Consider the following 18,425-nt stretch of genomic DNA (forward strand, 5'->3'; position numbering starts at 1 on the left):
CTGATCTCCCCCCTTGAGGGGGAGATGGCCGGCAGGGCAGAGGGGGGTGAGCCGGGCTCGTACCCTCCACTCTTGGAAATCCGCGACGTCACCCGCAATTATGCCGGCCGGCGGCGCTCGCTGTTCTCAAAACCCGAGCCGTTCCGCGCCGTGCGGGGCGTGTCGTTCGACCTGCACGAAGGCCAGTCGATGGCGCTGGTGGGGCGGTCGGGGTGTGGGAAATCCACCCTCGCCCGCATGATCCTCGCGCTCGACCGGCCGACAGCGGGCTCGATTCGTTTCGGCGGGGAGGAACTGACGACGAAAAGCGAAGCGGAACTGCGCCCTTCGCGGCGCAACATGCAGGTCGTCTTTCAGGACCCCTACGGCTCGTTCAACCCGCGCCACAAGGTGGAGCGGCTGGTGGCCGAACCGCTGCATCTTCTGGAAAGCCAGCCATCGCGCTCAGAAAGGCGCGAGCGGGTGGCGCAGGCGCTTGGCGAAGTCGGGCTTTCGGCTGCGGACATGGACAAATATCCGCACGAATTCTCCGGCGGCCAGCGGCAGCGGCTTTCGATCGCGCGGGCGCTGATCACGCGGCCGAAGCTGATCGTCGCCGATGAGCCGGTGTCGGCGCTGGACGTTTCGATCCGGGCGCAGGTGCTCGATCTCTTCGCTGATTTGAACCAGCGGCTCGGCGTCGCCTATCTCTTCATCACGCACGATCTGGCGGTCGCGCGGGCGATCACCGATCAGGTGATGGTGATGCATGAGGGCGAGATCGTGGAGCGCGGGGATACCGGCGCGGTGCTGGACGATCCGCAATCGGAGGCCGGCAAGATGCTGGTCGCCGCCTCGCCCGACCTCGATCGCGCGCTTGCACGGCGGCAAGCCTTGCTCGTCTAGAGGGGATCGTCGACGGCCAGAATGTCGTCGACACGGATTGCCAGACGGCGCTGGTGCGGGCGCAGCAAAGGATCGGACGCGGCGAAGTCGAGCACCTGGCTTGCGAGGAGCCGACGCCGGTCGCCGGGCAAGGCGCGCAATGCAAGTATGCTTGCAGCGGAACTGACGCCTGCGTGATAGGTTCGCAGCTCGCCCGCGAGCAGCTCGCGTTCTTCGGGCCCGAGCGCCAGCCAGTCGTAGACGCGCTCGGACAGCAGGCCGAGCTGATCCAGCCTGTCGCCCTCGCGCAGGATGATCGCCAGAACGAGCAAGGTTTCGACCGGCATCTTGAGGTCCTGGCCCGTCATCAGCACTGATCAACCTCCGATGGTCACGTCACGGCCGCGCCGTACGTTTCATTGCTACCTGAACGACCCTTACGAACCATTTATACTTGGCGACGTGGCGCGGATATGTTCGTGGGGCTTCAATTCGCGCGTGCGGGCCGATAGCTGTGCGCGCTATTCTCGCTTCGAATGTGGGAGGGAAGGATGGACGAAGGATCAGGACCTCAGATCATCAAGCTCGCGGCCGGCGCCGGTCGAAGCTACGACATGCCGGGCATGCGGGCGATCTTCAAGGCGGACGAGACGGAAACGAAGGAGGCCTACAGCGTCTCCGAATGGTGGCTCGAACCGCAGACGACCGGGCCCGGCGCGCATAGCCACGAGGCGAATGACGAGGTGTTCTACGGGATCGGCGGGGTCATGGCGGTGCTGGCCGGTGCGGAATGGCGCGATATCGGGCCGGGCGATTTCCTGCGCATCCCGGCCGGAACGATCCACGATTTCGAGAACCGGACGGATGCGCGCGCCGGACTTCTCAACTTCTTCATCCCCGGCGGGTTCGAGCGCAACATGCCGGCGATCGTCGACTGGTTCAAGGAAAACGGCTGACGATCAGCGGGCTGCAGCAAACAGCGCGGCGCAGTCGAGATGGGTTTCGAGCGCTTCGGCGATGGCGTCGAGCGCGTCGTCGATGCGCTGTTCGAAGCCGAGCGGCGAGGCTTCGACGCCGTGATCGGCGAGGAAGCGGCGGCGGAACTCGTCTCCGGTGAAGAGGCCGTGGAGGTAGGTGCCCCAGACCTGGCCGTTAGCCGACATTGCACCGTCCGGCGCGCCGTCGATGCCGAAGACGGGACGCGCGCAATCCGGACCGGTGGTGTGGCCGAGGTGGATTTCGTAGCCAGAGGTGTCGACGCCATGACGGAGCGAGCGGGCGGTCACCTCGCGAAGGGTTTTTTGCGGCTCGAGCACGGTTTCCACATCGAGAAGGCCGAGGCCGGGCGCGTCGCGGTCCAGTCCTTCGGTTCCGGTAGGGTCGCTGACGCGGCGGCCGAGCATCTGGAAGCCGCCGCAAAGGCCGATGATCGTGCCGCCGGCAGCATGGTGGCTGGCGATGTCGCGATCCCAGCCTTGCGCACGCAGGAAGGCGAGATCGGCGATGGTCGATTTGGAGCCCGGGAGGATGACGATATCGACCGGCGGGATCGGGCGACCGGGCGGCACGAAGACGACATCTACGTCCGGTTCGGCGCGCAGCGGGTCGAGGTCGTCGAAATTGGCGATGCGCGAGAGCATGGGCACCGCGATCGTCAGCCGTCCCTTGCCGCCGCGCGGGGCGCGGTCGAGCACGACCGCATCTTCGGCGGGCAGGAGCGCGGCTTCCTTCAGCCACGGCACGACGCCAAAGGAGCGCCAGCCGGTGAAGCGCTCGATGGCGGCGAGGCCGTCGTCGAACAGCGAAAGCTCGCCGCGGAATTTGTTGACGATGAAGCCGACGATCATCCGTCGGTCTTCGTCGGGCAGGATGAGGTGGGTGCCGGCGATGGAGGCGATGACCCCGCCGCGGTCGATGTCGCCGACGAGCACGACCGGGACATTTGCGACGGTGGCGAAGCCCATGTTGGCGATGTCGCGGTCGCGCAGATTGATCTCGGCCGGCGAGCCGGCGCCTTCGACGATGATGAGGTCCGCATTCTCGCGCAGGCGCTGCCAGGATTCCATGACGGCCGCCATCAGCCGGTCCTTTTGCGCGCCGAAGTTACGCGCGGCCGCCTCGCCGGCCATTCGGCCATGGATGACGATCTGGGCGCCGACGTCGCTTTGCGGTTTGAGCAGGACGGGGTTCATGTCGACGCTCGGCGCGACCTTGCAGGCGCGCGCCTGCAGCCATTGCGCGCGACCGATCTCGCCGGGCGAGCCGTCGAGGCCGATGGCGATCGCTGCGTTGTTCGACATGTTCTGCGGCTTGAACGGGCGCACGCGCAGGCCGCGATGCAGGGCCGCTCGGCACAGGCCCGCGACCAGCAGCGTCTTGCCGACATCCGAGCCGGTGCCTTGAAGCATGATGGCGCGGGTCAAACGGCGCACCCCAGACTCGAACCCATGCACATCCCCTTGTCGCTCGGCGCACAGGCTTCACGTTGCGCGCGTCGGACAATGGTCTAGATTGCCGGCCGAGGAAAATCCATCGCGACAGGGAGGTCGGCATGGACGCCGCGACCGACGCCACGGCCAGCCAGTTCGAACTCAACGAGGACCAGCGCGCCATCCAGGAAATGACGGCGGGCTTTGCCGCCGAGCGGGTCGCGCCCTATGCGCTCGACTGGGATCGCGAGCGGCACTTCCCCGCCAACGTGATCCGCGAGACGGGGCCGCTCGGCTTCGGCGGCATCTATATCGGCGAGGATGTCGGCGGCTCGGGACTGGGACGGCTCGACGCGGTGCTGATCTTCGAGGCGCTGGCAGCCGCCTGCCCTGCCTTTTCGTCGTTCCTGTCGATCCACAACATGGCGGCGTGGATGATCGATAAGTTCGGCGACGAGGCGCAGCGCCAGCGCTTCCTGCCGAAGCTGACCTCGCTCGAATGGATCGCCAGCTACTGCCTGACCGAGCCGGGGGCTGGCTCCGACGCCGCCGCGCTCAAGACTCGCGCGACGCGCTCGGGCGGCAATGGCAGCGACTACATCGTCAACGGCGCCAAGCAGTTCATCTCGGGCGCGGGCGAATCGGACGTCTATGTCGCGATGGTGCGCACCGGAGAGGACGGGCCGAAGGGCGTTTCGACGCTGGTCATTCCCAAGGATGCGCCCGGCCTTTCCTTCGGCGCGAGCGAAAACAAGATGGGCTGGCACATGCAGCCGACCCGCCAGGTGATCTTCGACGACTGCAAGGTGCCGGCCGAAAACCTGCTCGCCGACGAGGGCATGGGCTTCAAGATCGCCATGGCCGGGCTCGACGGCGGGCGGCTCAACATCGCCGCCTGCTCGCTCGGCGGCGCGCAGTCCGCGCTCGACAAGGCGCTGGCCTATGCCGCCGAGCGGCAGGCCTTCGGCAAGACGCTCGACCAGTTTCAGGCTCTGCAGTTCAAGCTGGCCGACATGGAAACCGACCTCAGCGCCTCGCGCATGCTGCTCTACGCGGCGGCCTCCAAGCTCGACCGCAAGGCGCACGATGCCGGCAAGTGGTCCGCCATGGCCAAGCGCTTCGTGACCGACACCTGCTTCGACGTCGCCAACGAGGCGCTGCAGGTGCATGGCGGCTATGGCTATCTGCACGATTACGGCGTCGAGAAGATCGTGCGCGATCTGCGCGTGCATCAGATTCTCGAAGGGACGAACGAGATCATGCGGGTGATTATCGCGCGCAGTTTGATCGGGAAGTGAAGAGGGGAATAGGGGAGTACGGGAGTAGGTGAAAAGCGCTGACCGAACTTCCCCTACTCCCCTACTCCCCTCACATCGGAGGAACACATGACGACCATCGCATTCATCGGCCTCGGCAATATGGGCAATCCCATGGCGGCCAATCTCGTCAAGGCGGGGCACAAGGTGACGGGGTTCGACCTCGTCGAGGCCAATCTCGAAACCGCCAGGGCCAATGGCGCGGCGGTGGCTGCGAGCGCGCGCGAGGCAATTTCCGGGGCCGAGGTGGTCATCACGATGCTGCCGGCGGGCAAGCATGTCGTGTCGGTCTATGAGGACATCGTGCCGGCGGCGGCCAAGGGGACGCTCTTCATTGATTCCTCCACAATCGACGTCGATTCGGCGCGCAAGGCGCACAAGATCGCAGCGGATGCGGGCATGCTCTCGGTCGATGCGCCGGTTTCGGGCGGCGTCGGCGGGGCGGAGGCCGGCACGCTCACCTTCATGGCCGGCGGCAGCGCGGATGCGTTCGCCAAAGCCGCGCCGGTGCTGAAGCCGATGGCCGGCAAGGTGGTCAATTGCGGCGACGCCGGCGCCGGCCAGGCGGCGAAGATCTGCAACAACATGATCCTCGGCATCTCGATGATCGGCGTCGGCGAAGCGTTCGTGCTGGCCGAAAAGCTCGGCCTGTCGCACCAGGCGCTCTACGATGTCGCGTCGACGTCGTCGGGCCAGTGCTGGTCGCTGACGACCTACTGCCCCGTTCCGGGCCCCGTGCCGAACTCGCCTGCGAACCGCGATTACAAGCCGGGCTTTGCCGCCGCGCTGATGCTAAAGGATTTGAAGCTCGCGCAGGAGGCCGCGCAGAATGCCGGCGCGGTGACGCCGCTGGGCGCCGAGGCGACGCAGCTCTACGCGCTTTTCAACGCGATGGGCCAGGGCGGGACCGATTTTTCCGGCATCATCAACTTCCTGCGCGGGAAAACAGATTGATCGACGCGATTTTCGGCAGATTCATCTTTGCTTAAGTGACTGCTAACCCGCTGGTAAGATTGTCCCGCTAGAACAGATGACAAGGCGGTTGTCGCAGCCGCCTCCCGCTCCGGATCAGGTATTGCGTACCGGAGCAGTATCCTTCGCAAGTATCTTGTCGCGAAGTGCCATGCGTCTTTGTGGCAAGACCGCGTTTCTCTTCCGGAGAGCGCGGTTTTTGCGTTTATCTACTTCACTCGGCTCAAACGGCGATGATTACTCTTGACCGCGCGCCCGGAGGGCAGAAGCGCGGCACGCATGGCCCTGTCGGCCGCGACGCCGCTCAAGAGTGCCGGTGTGCGGCCAGACCAGACTTCCGGCCAGAACTGGATCGCCGCCTGGGCGAACGCCATCTGCGCCGCCAGCGCCCCCTCGACCATGGCAGACATCTTTTCCGTCACGGCGCGCGTCGTCTCGACGCGATAAGGGTTGGAACTGTTGGCCTCGGCCGTCAGCATCGGCATGCGCATGGCGATGACGGCGGGCGCCAGCATGAGATTTCCCGTCAGCGCAGCGGCGGCGCGCACGGAACGGGTGTTGGGCTTGATCGGCATGGTCATGTCCCTCGCACAATATTGCGCTGCACAAAACGTATCACGTCTCGGGATGTTCCGGCAGGAATTGCGCATCGACCGGCGGTCGCAGACCATTGGCAAGTCGATTGGTCTCGTTCGCCATGCCGACGACTGCCATGACCTCCATCAACTGCGCGTCCGTCATGCCCTTGGCCCGGGCGCCGGCGGTGTGGGAATAGGTGCAATATTCGCAGCCATTGGTGGCGGAGACGGCGATGTAGATAAGTTCCTTGGTCAAGGGATCGAGCGCGCCGGGTGCCATCACCTGCTTCACGTCCTGCCACGTCCGCTTCAACGTCGCGGGGTCGTGCGCGAGGACCTTCCAGAAATTGTTGATCCAGTCGGAGCCGCGCGTTTCCATGATGTCGTCATAGACCTCACGGACTTGCGGCGAAGCGTCTTCATATTCGACGAGTGGCAGGATGGGTGCGGTCATGGTGTCGGTCTCCGGTGGGGACCCTCCCGCGCCGACGCGGAAGGGTCGTGCGCATTACTTGCGCAAATCGCGCTCGGCGAGGTCGAGCGCCTTGCCGATGCGCTCGCAGGCCATGTCGATGGTTTCCTTCGTCCAGATCAGCGGCGGCGACAGGATCATCGTGTCGCCCACGGCGCGCATCATCATGCCGCCCGCGATGGCATGGTCGCGGACCGTGGCGGCCGCCAAGCCGCCATTTTCGAACCGCTCGCGCGAGGCCTTGTCCTTGACGATCTCGATGGCGGCCATGAGCCCGATGCTGCGGACTTCTCCGACGATGCCGTGACCGGCGAGGCGTTCCGCAAGCGCTCGGGCGAGATACGGTCCCGTTTCGTCACGCACGCGATCGATCAGGCCTTCCTTCTCGATGATGTCGAGATTGGCGAGCGCGACGGCGCAGGCGACCGGGTGACCGGAATAGGTGTAGCCGTGATAGAACTCGCCGCCCTTTTCGACCAGCGTCGAGGCGATCCGGTCGCCGACCAGAAGCGCGGAAAGGGGCTGGTAGCCGGAGGTCAGCGCCTTTGCGGTGGTGATCGTATCGGCCTCGATGCCGAGCGTTTGCGCGGCGAACCACTCGCCGGTGCGGCCATAGCCGGTGATGACCTCGTCGAGCATCAAGAGGACGTCGTGCTTGCGGCAGATGCGCTGGATTTCCGGCCAGTAGCTGTCGGGTGCAATCTTGACGCCCCCTGCCCCCATGACCGGCTCGCCGATGAAGGCGGCGACATTGTCCGCGCCCGCCTCGAGGATCGCATCTTCGACAGCCTTTGCGGCGCGCACGCCGAAATCATGGTCGCTCTCGCCGGGGTTCGCCAGTTCGAACGCATAGGGCGGCATGACGTGGACGATGTTCGGCACCGCACCGTTCAACTGGCCGTGCATCGCCGACATGCCGCCGAGCGACGTGCCGGTGATGGTGGAGCCGTGATAGGCCCAGTTGCGCGAAATGATGCGGTTCTTCTGCGGCTTGCCTTCGAGCGCCCAGTAGTGACGCACGAGGCGCAGCGCGGTGTCGTTGGCCTCCGAACCGGACGAGCCGTAGAAGACCTGGTTCATGTTGGCGGGCGCGATTTCGGCGAGCTTCCGTGCGAGCAGGACCGGCGTCGGCGTCGTGCATTTGAAGAAGGAATTGTAGTAGGGCAGTTCCTTCATCTGCGCGTAGGCGGCTTCGGCCAGTTCGTTGCGGCCGTAGCCGACATTCACGCACCACAGTCCGGCCATGCCGTCGAGAATCTGCTTGCCTTCGCTGTCATAGACGAACGGGCCCTCGGCGCGCGTGATCATGCGCGAGCCGGCGTCGCGCAGATCCTTGTGATCGGTGAAGGGGTGGAGATGATGGGCCGCATCGATCTCCTGAAGCTGCTTCAGGGAATAGTTCTGGTAGGTCATGTCTTGTCTCTCCGTTGAACGAGGGGTTCAGGCGGAGTGCGGAGGGGAATAGCCGATACGGGCGCACAGGCGCAAAAGCTCGGCGTGCCGCGTGCGCGGCGACGGCGTCGAGGCATGTCTTTTGACAGAGCGATGCATATGGCTTTGTAGCGGCGGCGTCGCGGCGGTTCAAGCGCGCTGGCGGGCGCGAACGACGCCGACAAGCACGAGAGCCAAGCAGAGCGCGGCCATGACGGCCGGCAGGCCGTGCGGGCCGAAAATCTGCATCGCGACGCCGGCGCTCGGCGGGCCGGAAATGCCGCCGATGCCCCACATCAACGCGAACGCGGCGTTGCCCGCCACCAGCATGGAGCCGGAAAAACGCTGGCCGAGTTCGACGATCGCCATCGTGTAGATGCCATAGGCGAATGCGCCCCAGAAGAAGGCGACTGGCCATTGCGCGGGCGTGCCGAGCACCAGCGGGAGAAGCCCGCAACCGACGATGGTCAGCACGGCGCAGACGAGCATGACGGCGCGGGCGCTCCACCAGTCCGCGATCATGCCGAACGGCACCTGCAGGGCGAAATTGCCGATGATGAAGACGGTGAGGAGCGTGGCCATTTCCGCCTCGCCGACCGCGAAGGCGCGGCCGTAGGACGGCAGGAGCGACAGCATCGCGGTCTCGAACCCGGCGGCGACGACGACCGCGAGAAGCAGCGTCGGCGCGACGGGGAGGAAGCGGCGCACGGTGCCCTGCTGCTCGTCCTCGTGGAACTGCGGCAGGCGCGGCGCGGCGGCCGCGACGAACAGGCCGCAGATGAGGAAGGCGGCGATTCCGACGAGAAAAGGCGGCCAGCCCTGGGTGCCGACCAGCGCAAGCGTTGCCGGACCGAGCGCGAAACCGAGCGAGATGGTCGAGGTGTAGAAGCCCATGAACCGGCCGCGCGCATGCGCCGGTGCTAGCGAGATCATCCACACTTCGGAGAGCACATACAGCGGGATGACCGACATGCCGATCATGAAGCGCAGCGGGAACCAGAGCCAGACGTTCTGGGTCGCGCCGATGAGCGCGAGAAGCGTCGCGCAGAAGGCAGCGCAGCAAAGCACGGTGCGCACGCCGCCGAGCCGCTTGACCAGCATGGGCACGAGCGAGGACGAGACGATCGTGCCGAGCGGCGACATGGCGGCGGAGAGGCCGATCATGGTCGGTGAAACACCCTGCCGCTCGAGGATGAAACTCAGGAGCGGATAGGATAGGCCCTGCGCGATCGCGAACACCGACACAGTCGCCGTCACGGCGCCGATGGCGAGCCATGGCACGGGCTTGATTGCGGGGACGACGGTCGTTTCCATCGCAAGACATGAACCCGTCCTCAAGCTGCGCGCCAGAGCAAAACGAGCGTGGCCGAAAAGTTGGATTTCGGTGGTCCAGACACGGCAAATCCGGCGATGTCGCTCCTTCGATAGCGCCATGTCGCCCGTGTCGATTCCCTCGTTCTGCGGGTCGCCGGTCCGTTGTCGGATGGGTCGCCGGCGGTCCAGTATGCGGCCAGATTCTGAGCATTCCGCCGAGGCCGCGATGACCGATCTGACTATGCCCACCGAGGCGCTCGTCACCGAACGCGGCCGGCGCGGCGGACGGGCTGGAAAACGCGCCGGTGGATCGGCGGCTTTCGAGCAACCGCTCTATCGCCGTCATACGATCCCCTTCCCACCGACCGAACTTCTCTCGGCGGACGAACTGGAGTCCATCCACCTTGCCTCCCTGCGCGTGCTGAAGGAGATCGGCGTCGACGTGCTGCATGACGAAGCGCGGCGGATCATGAAGGAGGCGGGCGCCGACGTGCGCGAGGGGTCGGAGCGCGTGCGCTTCGATGCCGATTTGATCCTGGAGTTGGTCTCGCATTGCCCGTCGCAGTTCACGCTGCACGCGCGCAATCCGGCGCATGACGTCCATTTCGGCGGGCGCAACCTCGTCTTCGCGCAGGTCGCTTCGGCCCCAAACTGCTCGGACCTCGACCGGGGTCGCCGGCCGGGCAACCAACAGGATTTCCGCAATTTCCTGAAGCTCGCGCAGGTCCACAACATCATCCACGCCACCGGCGGCTATCCGGTCGAGCCGACCGACATCCACCCGTCGATCCGGCACCTCGAATGCGTGCGCGATCTGGCGCTGATCACCGACAAGCCGTTCCACATCTATTCGCTCGGGCGGGAGCGCAATGTAGACGGCATCGAAATCGCGCGGCTGGCGCGCGGGATCTCGGAAGAGCAACTCCTTCTGGAGCCGTCGGTCTATACGATCATCAACACCAACTCGCCGCTGAAGCTCGACATTCCGATGATGGAAGGCATCATCCAGATGGCGAGCCGCGGGCAGATCGTTATCATCACGCCCTTCACGTTGTCCGGCGCGATGGCGCCGGTGACGATCGCGGGCGCGCTGGTCCAGCAGAACGCCGAGGCGCTGTCGGCCATCGCGTTCGCGCAGATGGTGCGGAAGGGCGCGCCGGTCGGCTATGGCGGGTTCACCTCCAATGTCGACATGAAGTCGGGCGCGCCGGCCTTCGGCACGCCGGAATACATGAAGGCGCAGCTCGTCGGCGGCCAACTCGCGCGGCGCTACGGCATCCCCTACCGCACGTCGAACGTCTGCGCTGCGAACGCCGTCGACGCACAGGCGGCCTATGAGAGCGTCTTCTCGCTCTGGGGCGCGGTGCAGGCGGGCGCGAATTTCATGCTGCATTCGGCGGGCTGGCTCGAGGGCGGGCTGCGCTGCTCCTACGAGAAGATGATCCTCGACATCGACCTGTTGCAGATGGTGGCGGAGTTTTTGACACCGCTCGATCTTTCCGAAGACGCGCTGGCGGTCGATGCCATTCGCGAGGTCGGCCCCGGCGGGCACTTCTTCGGGACACAACACACGCAGGACCGCTACAAGAACGCTTTCTATTCGCCGATCCTGTCGGACTGGCGCAATTTCGAAAGCTGGCAACTGGCGGGCAGCCCGACGGCTGTTGAGAAGGCCAACCGGGTGTGGAAGGAACGGCTCGCGGCGTGGGAGAAACCGGCGATCGACCCGGCGGTCGAGGAAGCCGTCAACGATTTCGTCCAGCGGCGGATCGCAGAGGGCGGCGCGCCGACGGATTTTTGACGCGATGAGCGAGGCCAGGCGACCCCCACTCCGATCCGCTTCGCGGACCACCTCTCCCCCGAACGACGGGGGAGAGGAAATGCGGAGAGGAAGCGGGCTTCATTTTGAGGAGGAAGCGGTGATGCGCGCCTTTCCTCTCCCTCCGGAGGGGGGAGAGGTGGCGCCGCGCAGCGGCGACGGAGTGGGGGAAGGCGGTGGTGAGACGCGAAGCCGCCGAAAGACGGGCACGACTGCTCGCGCGCGTGGCTTGCGTCAGAACGACAACCAGGCGGAGGCGCTGCTTTGGTTGGAGCTGAAGCGTCGCAAGCTCGGCGGATACAAATTTACGCGGCAGTTTCCAGTCGGGCTGTACTTCGCTGACTTTGCCTGCCGCGAGCAGTGGCTCGTCGTTGAGATCGACGGAAGCCAACATGCCGGAAGTGTCCATGATATTCAGCGCGATGCGTTCATGAACACACAAGGGTTTTCCATCGTGCGCTTTTGGAATCACGACGTGATCAGGAAACGCGGCGAGGTTTGCGACATCATTCTCGCGGCGTTGACCGGGCGGCTTGCATCCAAGGTCGATGCCGTCGATCTTCAATTCAAACCATCAGTTTCATCAGAATTTCGGGCGGACAGGTTCATATGAAATCCCATGCAAAAGCGGTCGTGATCGGCGGGGGCGTCGTCGGGTGTTCGGTGCTTTACCATCTGGCGAAGGCCGGGTGGACGGATGTGATGCTGATCGAGCGGTCGGAACTGACGTCCGGCTCTTCCTGGCATGCGGCCGGTGGGTTTCACACGCTGAACGGCGATCCGAACGTCGCCAAGCTGCAGGCCTATACGGTGCAGCTCTACAAGGAGCTGGAGGAGATTTCGGGCCAGTCCTGCTCGCTGCATCTGACGGGTGGCGTCATGCTGGCGGATACGCCGGAGCGCTTGGATTTCCTGCGGCTGGCGCACGCCAAGGGCCGCTATCTCGGCATGGACACCGAGCTCATCACGCCGTCCGAAGCCAAGGCGATGTTTCCGCTGATGGACGAGACGAATTTCGTCGGCGCGATGTGGGACCCGGTCGAAGGGCATCTCGACCCTTCGGGCACGACGCACGCCTATGCCAAGGCGGCGAAGACGCTCGGCGCGGAGATCGTCCTGCGCAACCCGGTGATCGAGCTGACGCAGGAGGCCGATGGCACCTGGAACGTCGTCACCAGGAACGGCACCGTGAAGGCCGAGCATGTCGTCAATTGCGGAGGGCTCTGGGCGCGCGAGGTGGGACGCATGGTCGGCGTCGAGCTTCCGCTGCTCGCCATGGAGCATATGTATCTTTTGACCGAGCCGATGCCGGCGGTCGAGGAGTTCAACGCCAGGACCGGCCGCGAGATGGTCGGCGTGCTCGACTTCAAGGGCGAAATCTATACGCGGCAGGAACGCAACGGTGTGCTGCTCGGCACATATGAAAAGGCATGCAAGCCCTGGTCGCCGGTCAACACGCCGTGGGACTTCGGCCACGAACTGCTGCAACCCGACCTCGACCGCATCGCGCCGTCGCTCGAAGTCGGCTTCAAGCATTTTCCGGGCATCGAGAAGGCCGGCATCAAGCAGATCATCAACGGGCCCTTCACCTTCGCGCCGGACGGCAATCCGCTCGTCGGGCCGGTGCAGGGGCTGACGAATTTCTGGTGCGCCTGCGCTGTCATGGCCGGGTTCAGCCAGGGCGGCGGCGTCGGGCTGGCGCTCTCCAACTGGATGGTGAACGGCGATCCGGGGTTCGACGTCTGGGGCATGGACGTCGCGCGCTTCGGCGAGTGGGCGAGCCTGCGCTACACCAACGCCAAGGTGCGCGAGAACTATTCGCGGCGTTTCTCGATCAGGTTTCCCAATGAAGAGCTACCGGCTGCAAGGCCGGCACAGACGACGCCGCTCTACGACGTCATGGTGCGCGACAACAATGCCGTGATGGGTGATAGCTGGGGGCTGGAGACGCCGCTCTGGTTCGCGCCGAAGGGCACCGAGGCCAAGGATGTCGTCTCGTTCCACCGCTCCAACGATTTCGAGCATATTGGCGCGGAAGTTCGTGCGACGCGCGAACGCGTCGGCGTGACGGAAATCGCCAATTTCGCCAAATACGAAGTGGCCGGAACGGGCGCCGAAGAGTTCCTCAACCGGCTGATGACCAACCGGATGCCCAAGACCGGCCGCATCGTCCTAACGCCCATGCTGAACGAGTTCGGCAAGCTGATCGGCGATTTCACTATCGCCAAGGCGGATGACGACCGCTTCATGGTCTGGGGTTCCTCGGCTGCGCAGAAATACCACATGCGCTGGTTCGAAAAGCACCTGCCGAAGGACCGCTCGGTGCGGATCATCCGCTTCGACCAGACGCTGGTAGGGCTCTCGATCGCCGGGCCGCGGTCGCGCGACCTGATACAGAAGCTGGTCGATGTCGACGTGTCGAACGCGGCGTTCAAGTTCATGGATTTTCGCGAGATGGCGGTGGCCGGTGCGCCCTGCATGGTCAACCGCATCTCCTATACGGGCGATCTCGGCTACGAAATCTGGATGGAGCCGGCCTATCAGCGGCTCGTCTACGAGGCGATCAAGCGCGAGGGCGCGGAATTCGGCATCGTCGATTTCGGCATGCGGGCGCTGTTGTCGATGCGGCTCGAAAAGAACTTCCCGACCTGGTTCCGCGAGCTGCGGCCGATCTATGGGCCCTTCGAGGGTGCGATGGATCGCTTCATCAAGCTGGAGAAGAACGATTTCATCGGACGCGAGGCGGCGGCCAAGGAACAGGCCGAAGGATCGAAGCTGCAGCGCGTGTCATTCAAGGTCGATGCGCTCGACGCAGACGTGATGGGCGACGAACCGATCTGGGCGAAGGTCAACGGGCAGGAATTCGGCACGGTCGGAGAGCCGCACGGCTATGGCGCGCCGCGCTTCGATGCCGACGGCAAGGACGTCCGCGGATCGCAGGCGGCGACCGACGCCTCGGCCGTGCGCGGGATTCACGATGGCGAATGGTCGGTAGTCGGCTGGGTGACGTCGGGCGGCTATGCGCATTTCGTCGAAAAGTCGATGGCGCAAGGCTATGTGCCGGCGGCGCTTTCGGAGGATGCGAGCGACGGGATGTTCGAGATCGAGATCCTCGGGCATCGGCGTCCGGCACGAATCGCCATCGAGCCGCCGTTCGACCCGGCGGGCGAGAAGATGCGGGGTTGATCAGGCGACGATCAGGCCGGCAGCCATCAAGGCAGCGCGCATCGCGGCCACGGTTTCGGGCGGAGTCTGGCGGCTGGTGATGTAGGGCAGGCCCTTGCGTGGGGTCGTCCAGCCAATGGGTATGAGGTTTGCTGCGGCCGGTTCGTGGCGTTGGGCCAGCGCCCAGGAGCGGCAGTCGATGGCGCAGACATCGGCGTGATTGGACGCGACGGCGCGGATCGAGGCGCGGTGGCCGCCGGTGGAGATGTGTTCGCTGAAGAGGTCGAGGGAGCCGAGGTCCGACTGGAGGGCGAGGTAGCCGGACATGGAGTCGGGGACGTTGTAGGCGAGGCGCTTGTTGCGGATCGCTTCCTGATGGGAGGTAATCGAAGGTAAGCGCTTCGTCACACCCCCCTCTGTCCTGCCGGACATCTCCCCCTCAGGGGGGGAGATTACGCGCGTCGTCAACTCAGCCAAGGTTGGCGCGACTGCGGAGAGATTGATCTCCCCCCTTGAGGGGGAGATGTCCGACAGGACAGAGGGGGGTGTTCCGGAGCTCAGCGAGTCATCATTCCGGCGCATCAGAACCACGCTGCGATAGAACTCCCCCTCCCCGCCTTCCACGTCCGAATAATCCGGCTGGCCGATGACGTGGACATGCTCCGCCAAACCATCCCCCATCGGGCCCCAGCAGGTCTGGGCGAACAGGAGTTCGGGGCGGCGCCAGAAGTCGTAGAGGTCGCCGGTTTCGCGGGTCAGCGTCTCGTGGGCATCAATGCCGGCGGTGCGCAGGATTTCGCGGATGCGCGTCCATTGCGCGTTCGTCTGCGCGCGAACTTCCGGCCAGTCGTACATGGGAAGGGCGGCGATGCGATCGGTCATGGGACCTTATCGGATGCCGCAAAGGCAGGATGCAAGCCCCCTACTCCGTCGATGGCTCGGCCGGGACGGGCGCGGTGCCGAGGCCGTGGACGGAGCGGGCACGGATGCGCGGACGGAATGCCCTGCCCTGCTCCGGCTGACGGCGCAGCACGGGGTGGACGATCGGCTCCTTGGGCTTCAGCGCGAAGGTGCGGAACAGTGCGAGATAGTTGGGGAAGACGTAGCCGCCATTCATCCTGACCCAGTCTTCCCGCCGGGCGCGGAAGAGGCGCGGGAGTTCGTACCACGGCACGGTCGGCTGCTTGTGGTGGACGAGATGGAGGTTGTTATTGAGGAAGAGCAGCGCCAGCGGGGAACGCTCGACGATGATCGTGCGGCCATCGGGTCGCTCCGACCATTGATGCTCGGCAAAGGTGCGGATCGCGATCAGCGACTGGCCGAGATAGACCGGCACGAGATAGAGCCAGAGCGGCATCTGGAATGCGAAGACGAGGATGGGGATGAGAACGGCGAGGCCGACGAGGTGATGGCGCCAGGCGCGCTGAACGCCGACATCGCCGGCCCGCAGAAGCTTCAGGTCGGACGCGAGGAACGCGACGTTCGACAGAGCGGGACCGATCAGGAAGCGGCCGACCATGGTGTTGTTGAAGGACAGGAGCCCGCGCAGCCAATCCGGCAGGGTCTCATGCCTCCAGAAGGCCTGATAGTAGCTCTCCGGATCGTCGAATGGATCGGTCAGCCGTTCGTCGGCGTGGTGGCAAAGGTGCAGCTTCTTGAAGCGGCGATAGGGATAGACGAGACCAATCGGCAGGCCGACGAGGATTTCATTGACGAAGCCGTTGCGGGTCGGGTGGCCGTGGGCGGCCTCGTGCATCAGGGAGGACTGTAGCGCTATGGCGATCGTGAGGACGATGATGGCCAGCCAGGGCGCGAACATCCAGCCGATCGTTCCGGCCGCAAGCCAGACGCCATAACAGCCTGCGATCAACGTGACTGTCGGCCATTCGACCGCGCCGATCGCGGCTGGAGAGCGTCGTGCGGTCCGTCTGTCGATTTCCTTCATCTCCATGTCCCGCCCCAAGTCCGAACCGCCGAATCCCCCGATCCTGCTGACATGATGCTGACATCAAATGAGGCTCACACCAATGTGACTTTGCGCATATTTCGTTGATAGTGAAACCCGAATGCCGCAGATGTTTTGTTTGGTCAACAAACGCGATATGCTGCGATATGGACAAGCGTGACCTTTCCCAGCTCTTCCGTGAGCGGCTGAAACTGATGTTGGCCCGGAGCGGCCAGAACCAGTCGGCCTTCGCCGCCGGCGTCGGCATCGATCGCTCGGCCCTGTCGCAGCTTCTATCGGGCCAGTCGACGCGCCTGCCCCGCGCCGAAACGCTGCTCAACATCGCCGCGACCTACAATGTCTCGCTCGACTGGCTGCTCGGCATCAGCCAGGACGAGGGGCTGGCCTCGGAAATCCGCGAGAGTCTCGAGATCGAGGAAGGCACCGGCAGTTTCGACCGCACGCTACTGGCGGCGTGGCATGCGGAGGCGGCGGGGACCAAGATCCGCTACGTGCCGGCGGGCATTCCCGACCTTCTGCGCACCGACGCCGTGATCGACTACGAGGCAGGGATCACGCGCAAGAACCGCGACAGCCAGATCGACGAGAAGGACTACCGGATCGACTACAACCGGCGGCCGGAGACGGACATGGAGGTGTGCATGCCGCGCCACATGCTGGAAATCTTCGCCAAGGGAAACGGCGTGTGGAGCGGGCTACCTGAGACCGAGCGGCGCGAGCAGCTTTCGCACATGGCGCGGCTGATCGACGACCTCTATCCGAGCTTCCGGCTCTATCTGTATGACGGGCGCCAGCGCTACTCGATCCCCTACACGATCTTCGGGCAAATCCGTGCGGCGATCTATGTCGGCGAGATGTATCTGGTGCTGAACGCCGTGACCCCGGTGCGCACGCTGACGCGGCATTTCGACAATCTCATCCGCGCGGCCGAAATCAACGCGCACGAGGCCGCCGCCTATTGCCGGCAATTGGCCGACGACCCGATCGATTGACCAGATATAAAGATTTCTTTATATCTTCCGCAAACAGCAAATCGAGACCTTCCATGGAAAATCCGATCGACGCCCTGATCGCCGAGAAAGGCGTCCTCCTCGCGGACGGCGCCACAGGCACCAATCTCTTCGCGATGGGCCTTGAGGCCGGCGACGCGCCGGAGCTCTGGAACGAGACCGCGCCGGAGAAGATCGAGGCGCTGCATCAGGGTTTCGTCGATGCGGGCGCAGACATCATCCTCACCAATTCCTTTGGTGGCACGCGTCACCGGTTGAAGCTGCACCATGCGCAGGATCGCGTGCACGAGATCAACCGCAGGGCGGCGGAGATCGCGCGCGGCGTCGCCGACGGGGCTGGGCGTCGCGTCATCGTGGCGGGCTCGGTCGGGCCGACGGGCGAACTGCTCGTCCCGCTCGGTGCGATGACCTATGATGAGGCGGTTGCCGCCTTTGTCGAGCAGATCGAGGGGTTGAAGGCCGGCGGTGCGGAGGTCGCGTGGATCGAGACCATGTCGGCGCCCGACGAGATCAAGGCCGCTGCCGAGGCCGCGATCAGGGTCGGCCTGCCTTATACCTATACCGGATCGTTTGACACGGCCGGGCGCACGATGATGGGCCTCGCGCCGGACGCGATCCACGAGGTCGGCGACCAGCTTTCGCAGCATCCCGTCGCGGTCGGCGCCAATTGCGGCGTCGGCGCGTCAGATATCCTCGCCTCGCTCCTCGACATGAGCGCGGCGCGGCCGGATGCGACGATCATCGTCAAGGGCAATTGCGGCATTCCCGAATTCCGTGGTTCGGAAATTCACTATTCGGGTACGCCGGAACTGATGGCCGACTATGCTCGGCTGGCTGTCGATGGCGGGGCGCAGATCGTGGGCGGCTGCTGCGGCACGTCGTTCGGGCATCTGGCCGCGATGCGCGCGGCCATCGACGGTTACACCAAAGGCGAGCGGCCAAACGTCGAGACGATCGAGGCGCGGATCGGCCCGATGCGCAACAAGCTGGCCTCGCAAAGCGGCGGCGAGGGAAATCGCCGGGAGCGACGACGCCCGCGCGGGTGACCCCTTGCAGGATGGGGAATCGATTCCCATCTATGGTTCTACG

General features: G+C 64.9%; 17 protein-coding genes. 9 read left to right on the forward strand and 8 right to left on the reverse strand.

Going from position 1 to position 18,425, the window contains the following annotated elements:
* Positions 1–885 (forward strand): ATP-binding cassette domain-containing protein (locus tag ALII_RS0103520; RefSeq protein ID WP_152529516.1); only part of this gene is annotated, 885 nt, incomplete at its 5' end.
* Here ALII_RS0103520 and ALII_RS0103525 read toward each other — a convergent pair.
* Complete coding sequence (locus ALII_RS0103525) at positions 882–1,238, reverse strand: hypothetical protein (RefSeq protein ID WP_152529517.1); 357 nt, start codon at positions 1,236–1,238, stop codon at positions 882–884. The genes ALII_RS0103520 and ALII_RS0103525 overlap by 4 nt on opposite strands.
* Positions 1,239–1,415: 177 nt before the next feature.
* On the opposite strand from ALII_RS0103525, the gene ALII_RS0103530 reads away from it, so the two are divergent.
* Positions 1,416–1,820, forward strand: a complete 405-nt coding sequence (locus ALII_RS0103530; protein WP_024585957.1) for a cupin domain-containing protein — start codon at positions 1,416–1,418, stop codon at positions 1,818–1,820.
* Between the two features lie 3 nt (positions 1,821–1,823).
* Here the strand turns inward: ALII_RS0103530 and ALII_RS0103535 are convergent, their stop codons facing one another.
* Positions 1,824–3,287 (reverse strand): cobyric acid synthase, encoded by a 1,464-nt coding sequence (locus ALII_RS0103535; protein WP_024585958.1) that lies wholly within the window; start codon positions 3,285–3,287, stop codon positions 1,824–1,826.
* Between the two features lie 128 nt (positions 3,288–3,415).
* Here ALII_RS0103535 and ALII_RS0103540 point away from each other — a divergent pair, with 128 nt between their 5' ends.
* Positions 3,416–4,591: an isobutyryl-CoA dehydrogenase gene (locus ALII_RS0103540; RefSeq protein ID WP_024585959.1), complete on the forward strand. Its 1,176-nt coding sequence runs from the start codon at positions 3,416–3,418 to the stop codon at positions 4,589–4,591.
* 87 nt (positions 4,592–4,678) lie between these two features.
* Positions 4,679–5,563: a 3-hydroxyisobutyrate dehydrogenase gene (mmsB, locus tag ALII_RS0103545; protein WP_024585960.1), complete on the forward strand. Its 885-nt coding sequence runs from the start codon at positions 4,679–4,681 to the stop codon at positions 5,561–5,563.
* 227 nt (positions 5,564–5,790) lie between these two features.
* Here mmsB and ALII_RS0103550 read toward each other — a convergent pair whose 3' ends face one another.
* The 4 genes from ALII_RS0103550 to ALII_RS0103565 all read right to left on the reverse strand — a co-directional run bounded on the left by ALII_RS0103550 (position 5,791) and on the right by ALII_RS0103565 (position 9,376).
* Entirely contained in the window at positions 5,791–6,156 is a 366-nt protein-coding gene (locus tag ALII_RS0103550) for a hypothetical protein (RefSeq protein WP_024585961.1), read from the reverse strand.
* A 40-nt stretch (positions 6,157–6,196) separates the two neighbouring features.
* Positions 6,197–6,613: a carboxymuconolactone decarboxylase family protein gene (locus ALII_RS0103555; RefSeq protein WP_024585962.1), complete on the reverse strand. Its 417-nt coding sequence runs from the start codon at positions 6,611–6,613 to the stop codon at positions 6,197–6,199.
* 54 nt (positions 6,614–6,667) lie between these two features.
* Positions 6,668–8,044, reverse strand: coding sequence for an aspartate aminotransferase family protein (locus tag ALII_RS0103560; RefSeq protein ID WP_024585963.1), 1,377 nt, complete (start codon positions 8,042–8,044; stop codon positions 6,668–6,670).
* A 168-nt stretch (positions 8,045–8,212) separates the two neighbouring features.
* Positions 8,213–9,376 (reverse strand): MFS transporter, encoded by a 1,164-nt coding sequence (locus ALII_RS0103565; protein WP_024585964.1) that lies wholly within the window; start codon positions 9,374–9,376, stop codon positions 8,213–8,215.
* A gap of 226 nt (positions 9,377–9,602) precedes the next feature.
* On the opposite strand from ALII_RS0103565, the gene ALII_RS0103570 reads away from it, so the two are divergent.
* The 3 genes from ALII_RS0103570 (at position 9,603) to ALII_RS0103580 (ending at position 14,381) form a co-directional block, all read left to right on the forward strand.
* The gene (locus ALII_RS0103570) at positions 9,603–11,177 is read left to right on the forward strand and encodes a trimethylamine methyltransferase family protein (protein ID WP_024585965.1); all 1,575 of its coding nucleotides are present in this window, start codon (positions 9,603–9,605) and stop codon (positions 11,175–11,177) included.
* A 121-nt stretch (positions 11,178–11,298) separates the two neighbouring features.
* Entirely contained in the window at positions 11,299–11,808 is a 510-nt protein-coding gene (locus ALII_RS20955; RefSeq protein ID WP_035449349.1) for a DUF559 domain-containing protein, read from the forward strand.
* Positions 11,805–14,381: an FAD-dependent oxidoreductase gene (locus ALII_RS0103580; protein ID WP_024585967.1), complete on the forward strand. Its 2,577-nt coding sequence runs from the start codon at positions 11,805–11,807 to the stop codon at positions 14,379–14,381. The genes ALII_RS20955 and ALII_RS0103580 overlap by 4 nt, the downstream gene beginning before the upstream one ends.
* On the opposite strand, the gene ALII_RS0103585 is transcribed toward ALII_RS0103580, so the two are convergent.
* Both ALII_RS0103585 and ALII_RS0103590 read right to left on the reverse strand, forming a co-directional pair.
* Positions 14,382–15,242: a PhnD/SsuA/transferrin family substrate-binding protein gene (locus ALII_RS0103585; protein WP_024585968.1), complete on the reverse strand. Its 861-nt coding sequence runs from the start codon at positions 15,240–15,242 to the stop codon at positions 14,382–14,384.
* Between the two features lie 40 nt (positions 15,243–15,282).
* Positions 15,283–16,305, reverse strand: coding sequence for a fatty acid desaturase (locus ALII_RS0103590; RefSeq protein WP_024585969.1), 1,023 nt, complete (start codon positions 16,303–16,305; stop codon positions 15,283–15,285).
* Positions 16,306–16,472: 167 nt separating this feature from the next.
* Here ALII_RS0103590 and ALII_RS0103595 point away from each other — a divergent pair, with 167 nt between their 5' ends.
* The gene (locus tag ALII_RS0103595; protein WP_024585970.1) at positions 16,473–17,318 is read left to right on the forward strand and encodes a helix-turn-helix transcriptional regulator; all 846 of its coding nucleotides are present in this window, start codon (positions 16,473–16,475) and stop codon (positions 17,316–17,318) included.
* A gap of 53 nt (positions 17,319–17,371) precedes the next feature.
* A complete protein-coding gene (gene bmt, locus ALII_RS0103600; RefSeq protein ID WP_024585971.1) occupies positions 17,372–18,382 on the forward strand; it encodes a betaine--homocysteine S-methyltransferase in 1,011 nt (336 codons plus the stop codon).
* Positions 18,383–18,425: the final 43 nt, after the last annotated feature.

The sequence above is a fragment of the Aliihoeflea sp. 2WW genome (genome assembly GCF_000497755.1).
GTDB lineage: Bacteria > Pseudomonadota > Alphaproteobacteria > Rhizobiales > Rhizobiaceae > Aliihoeflea.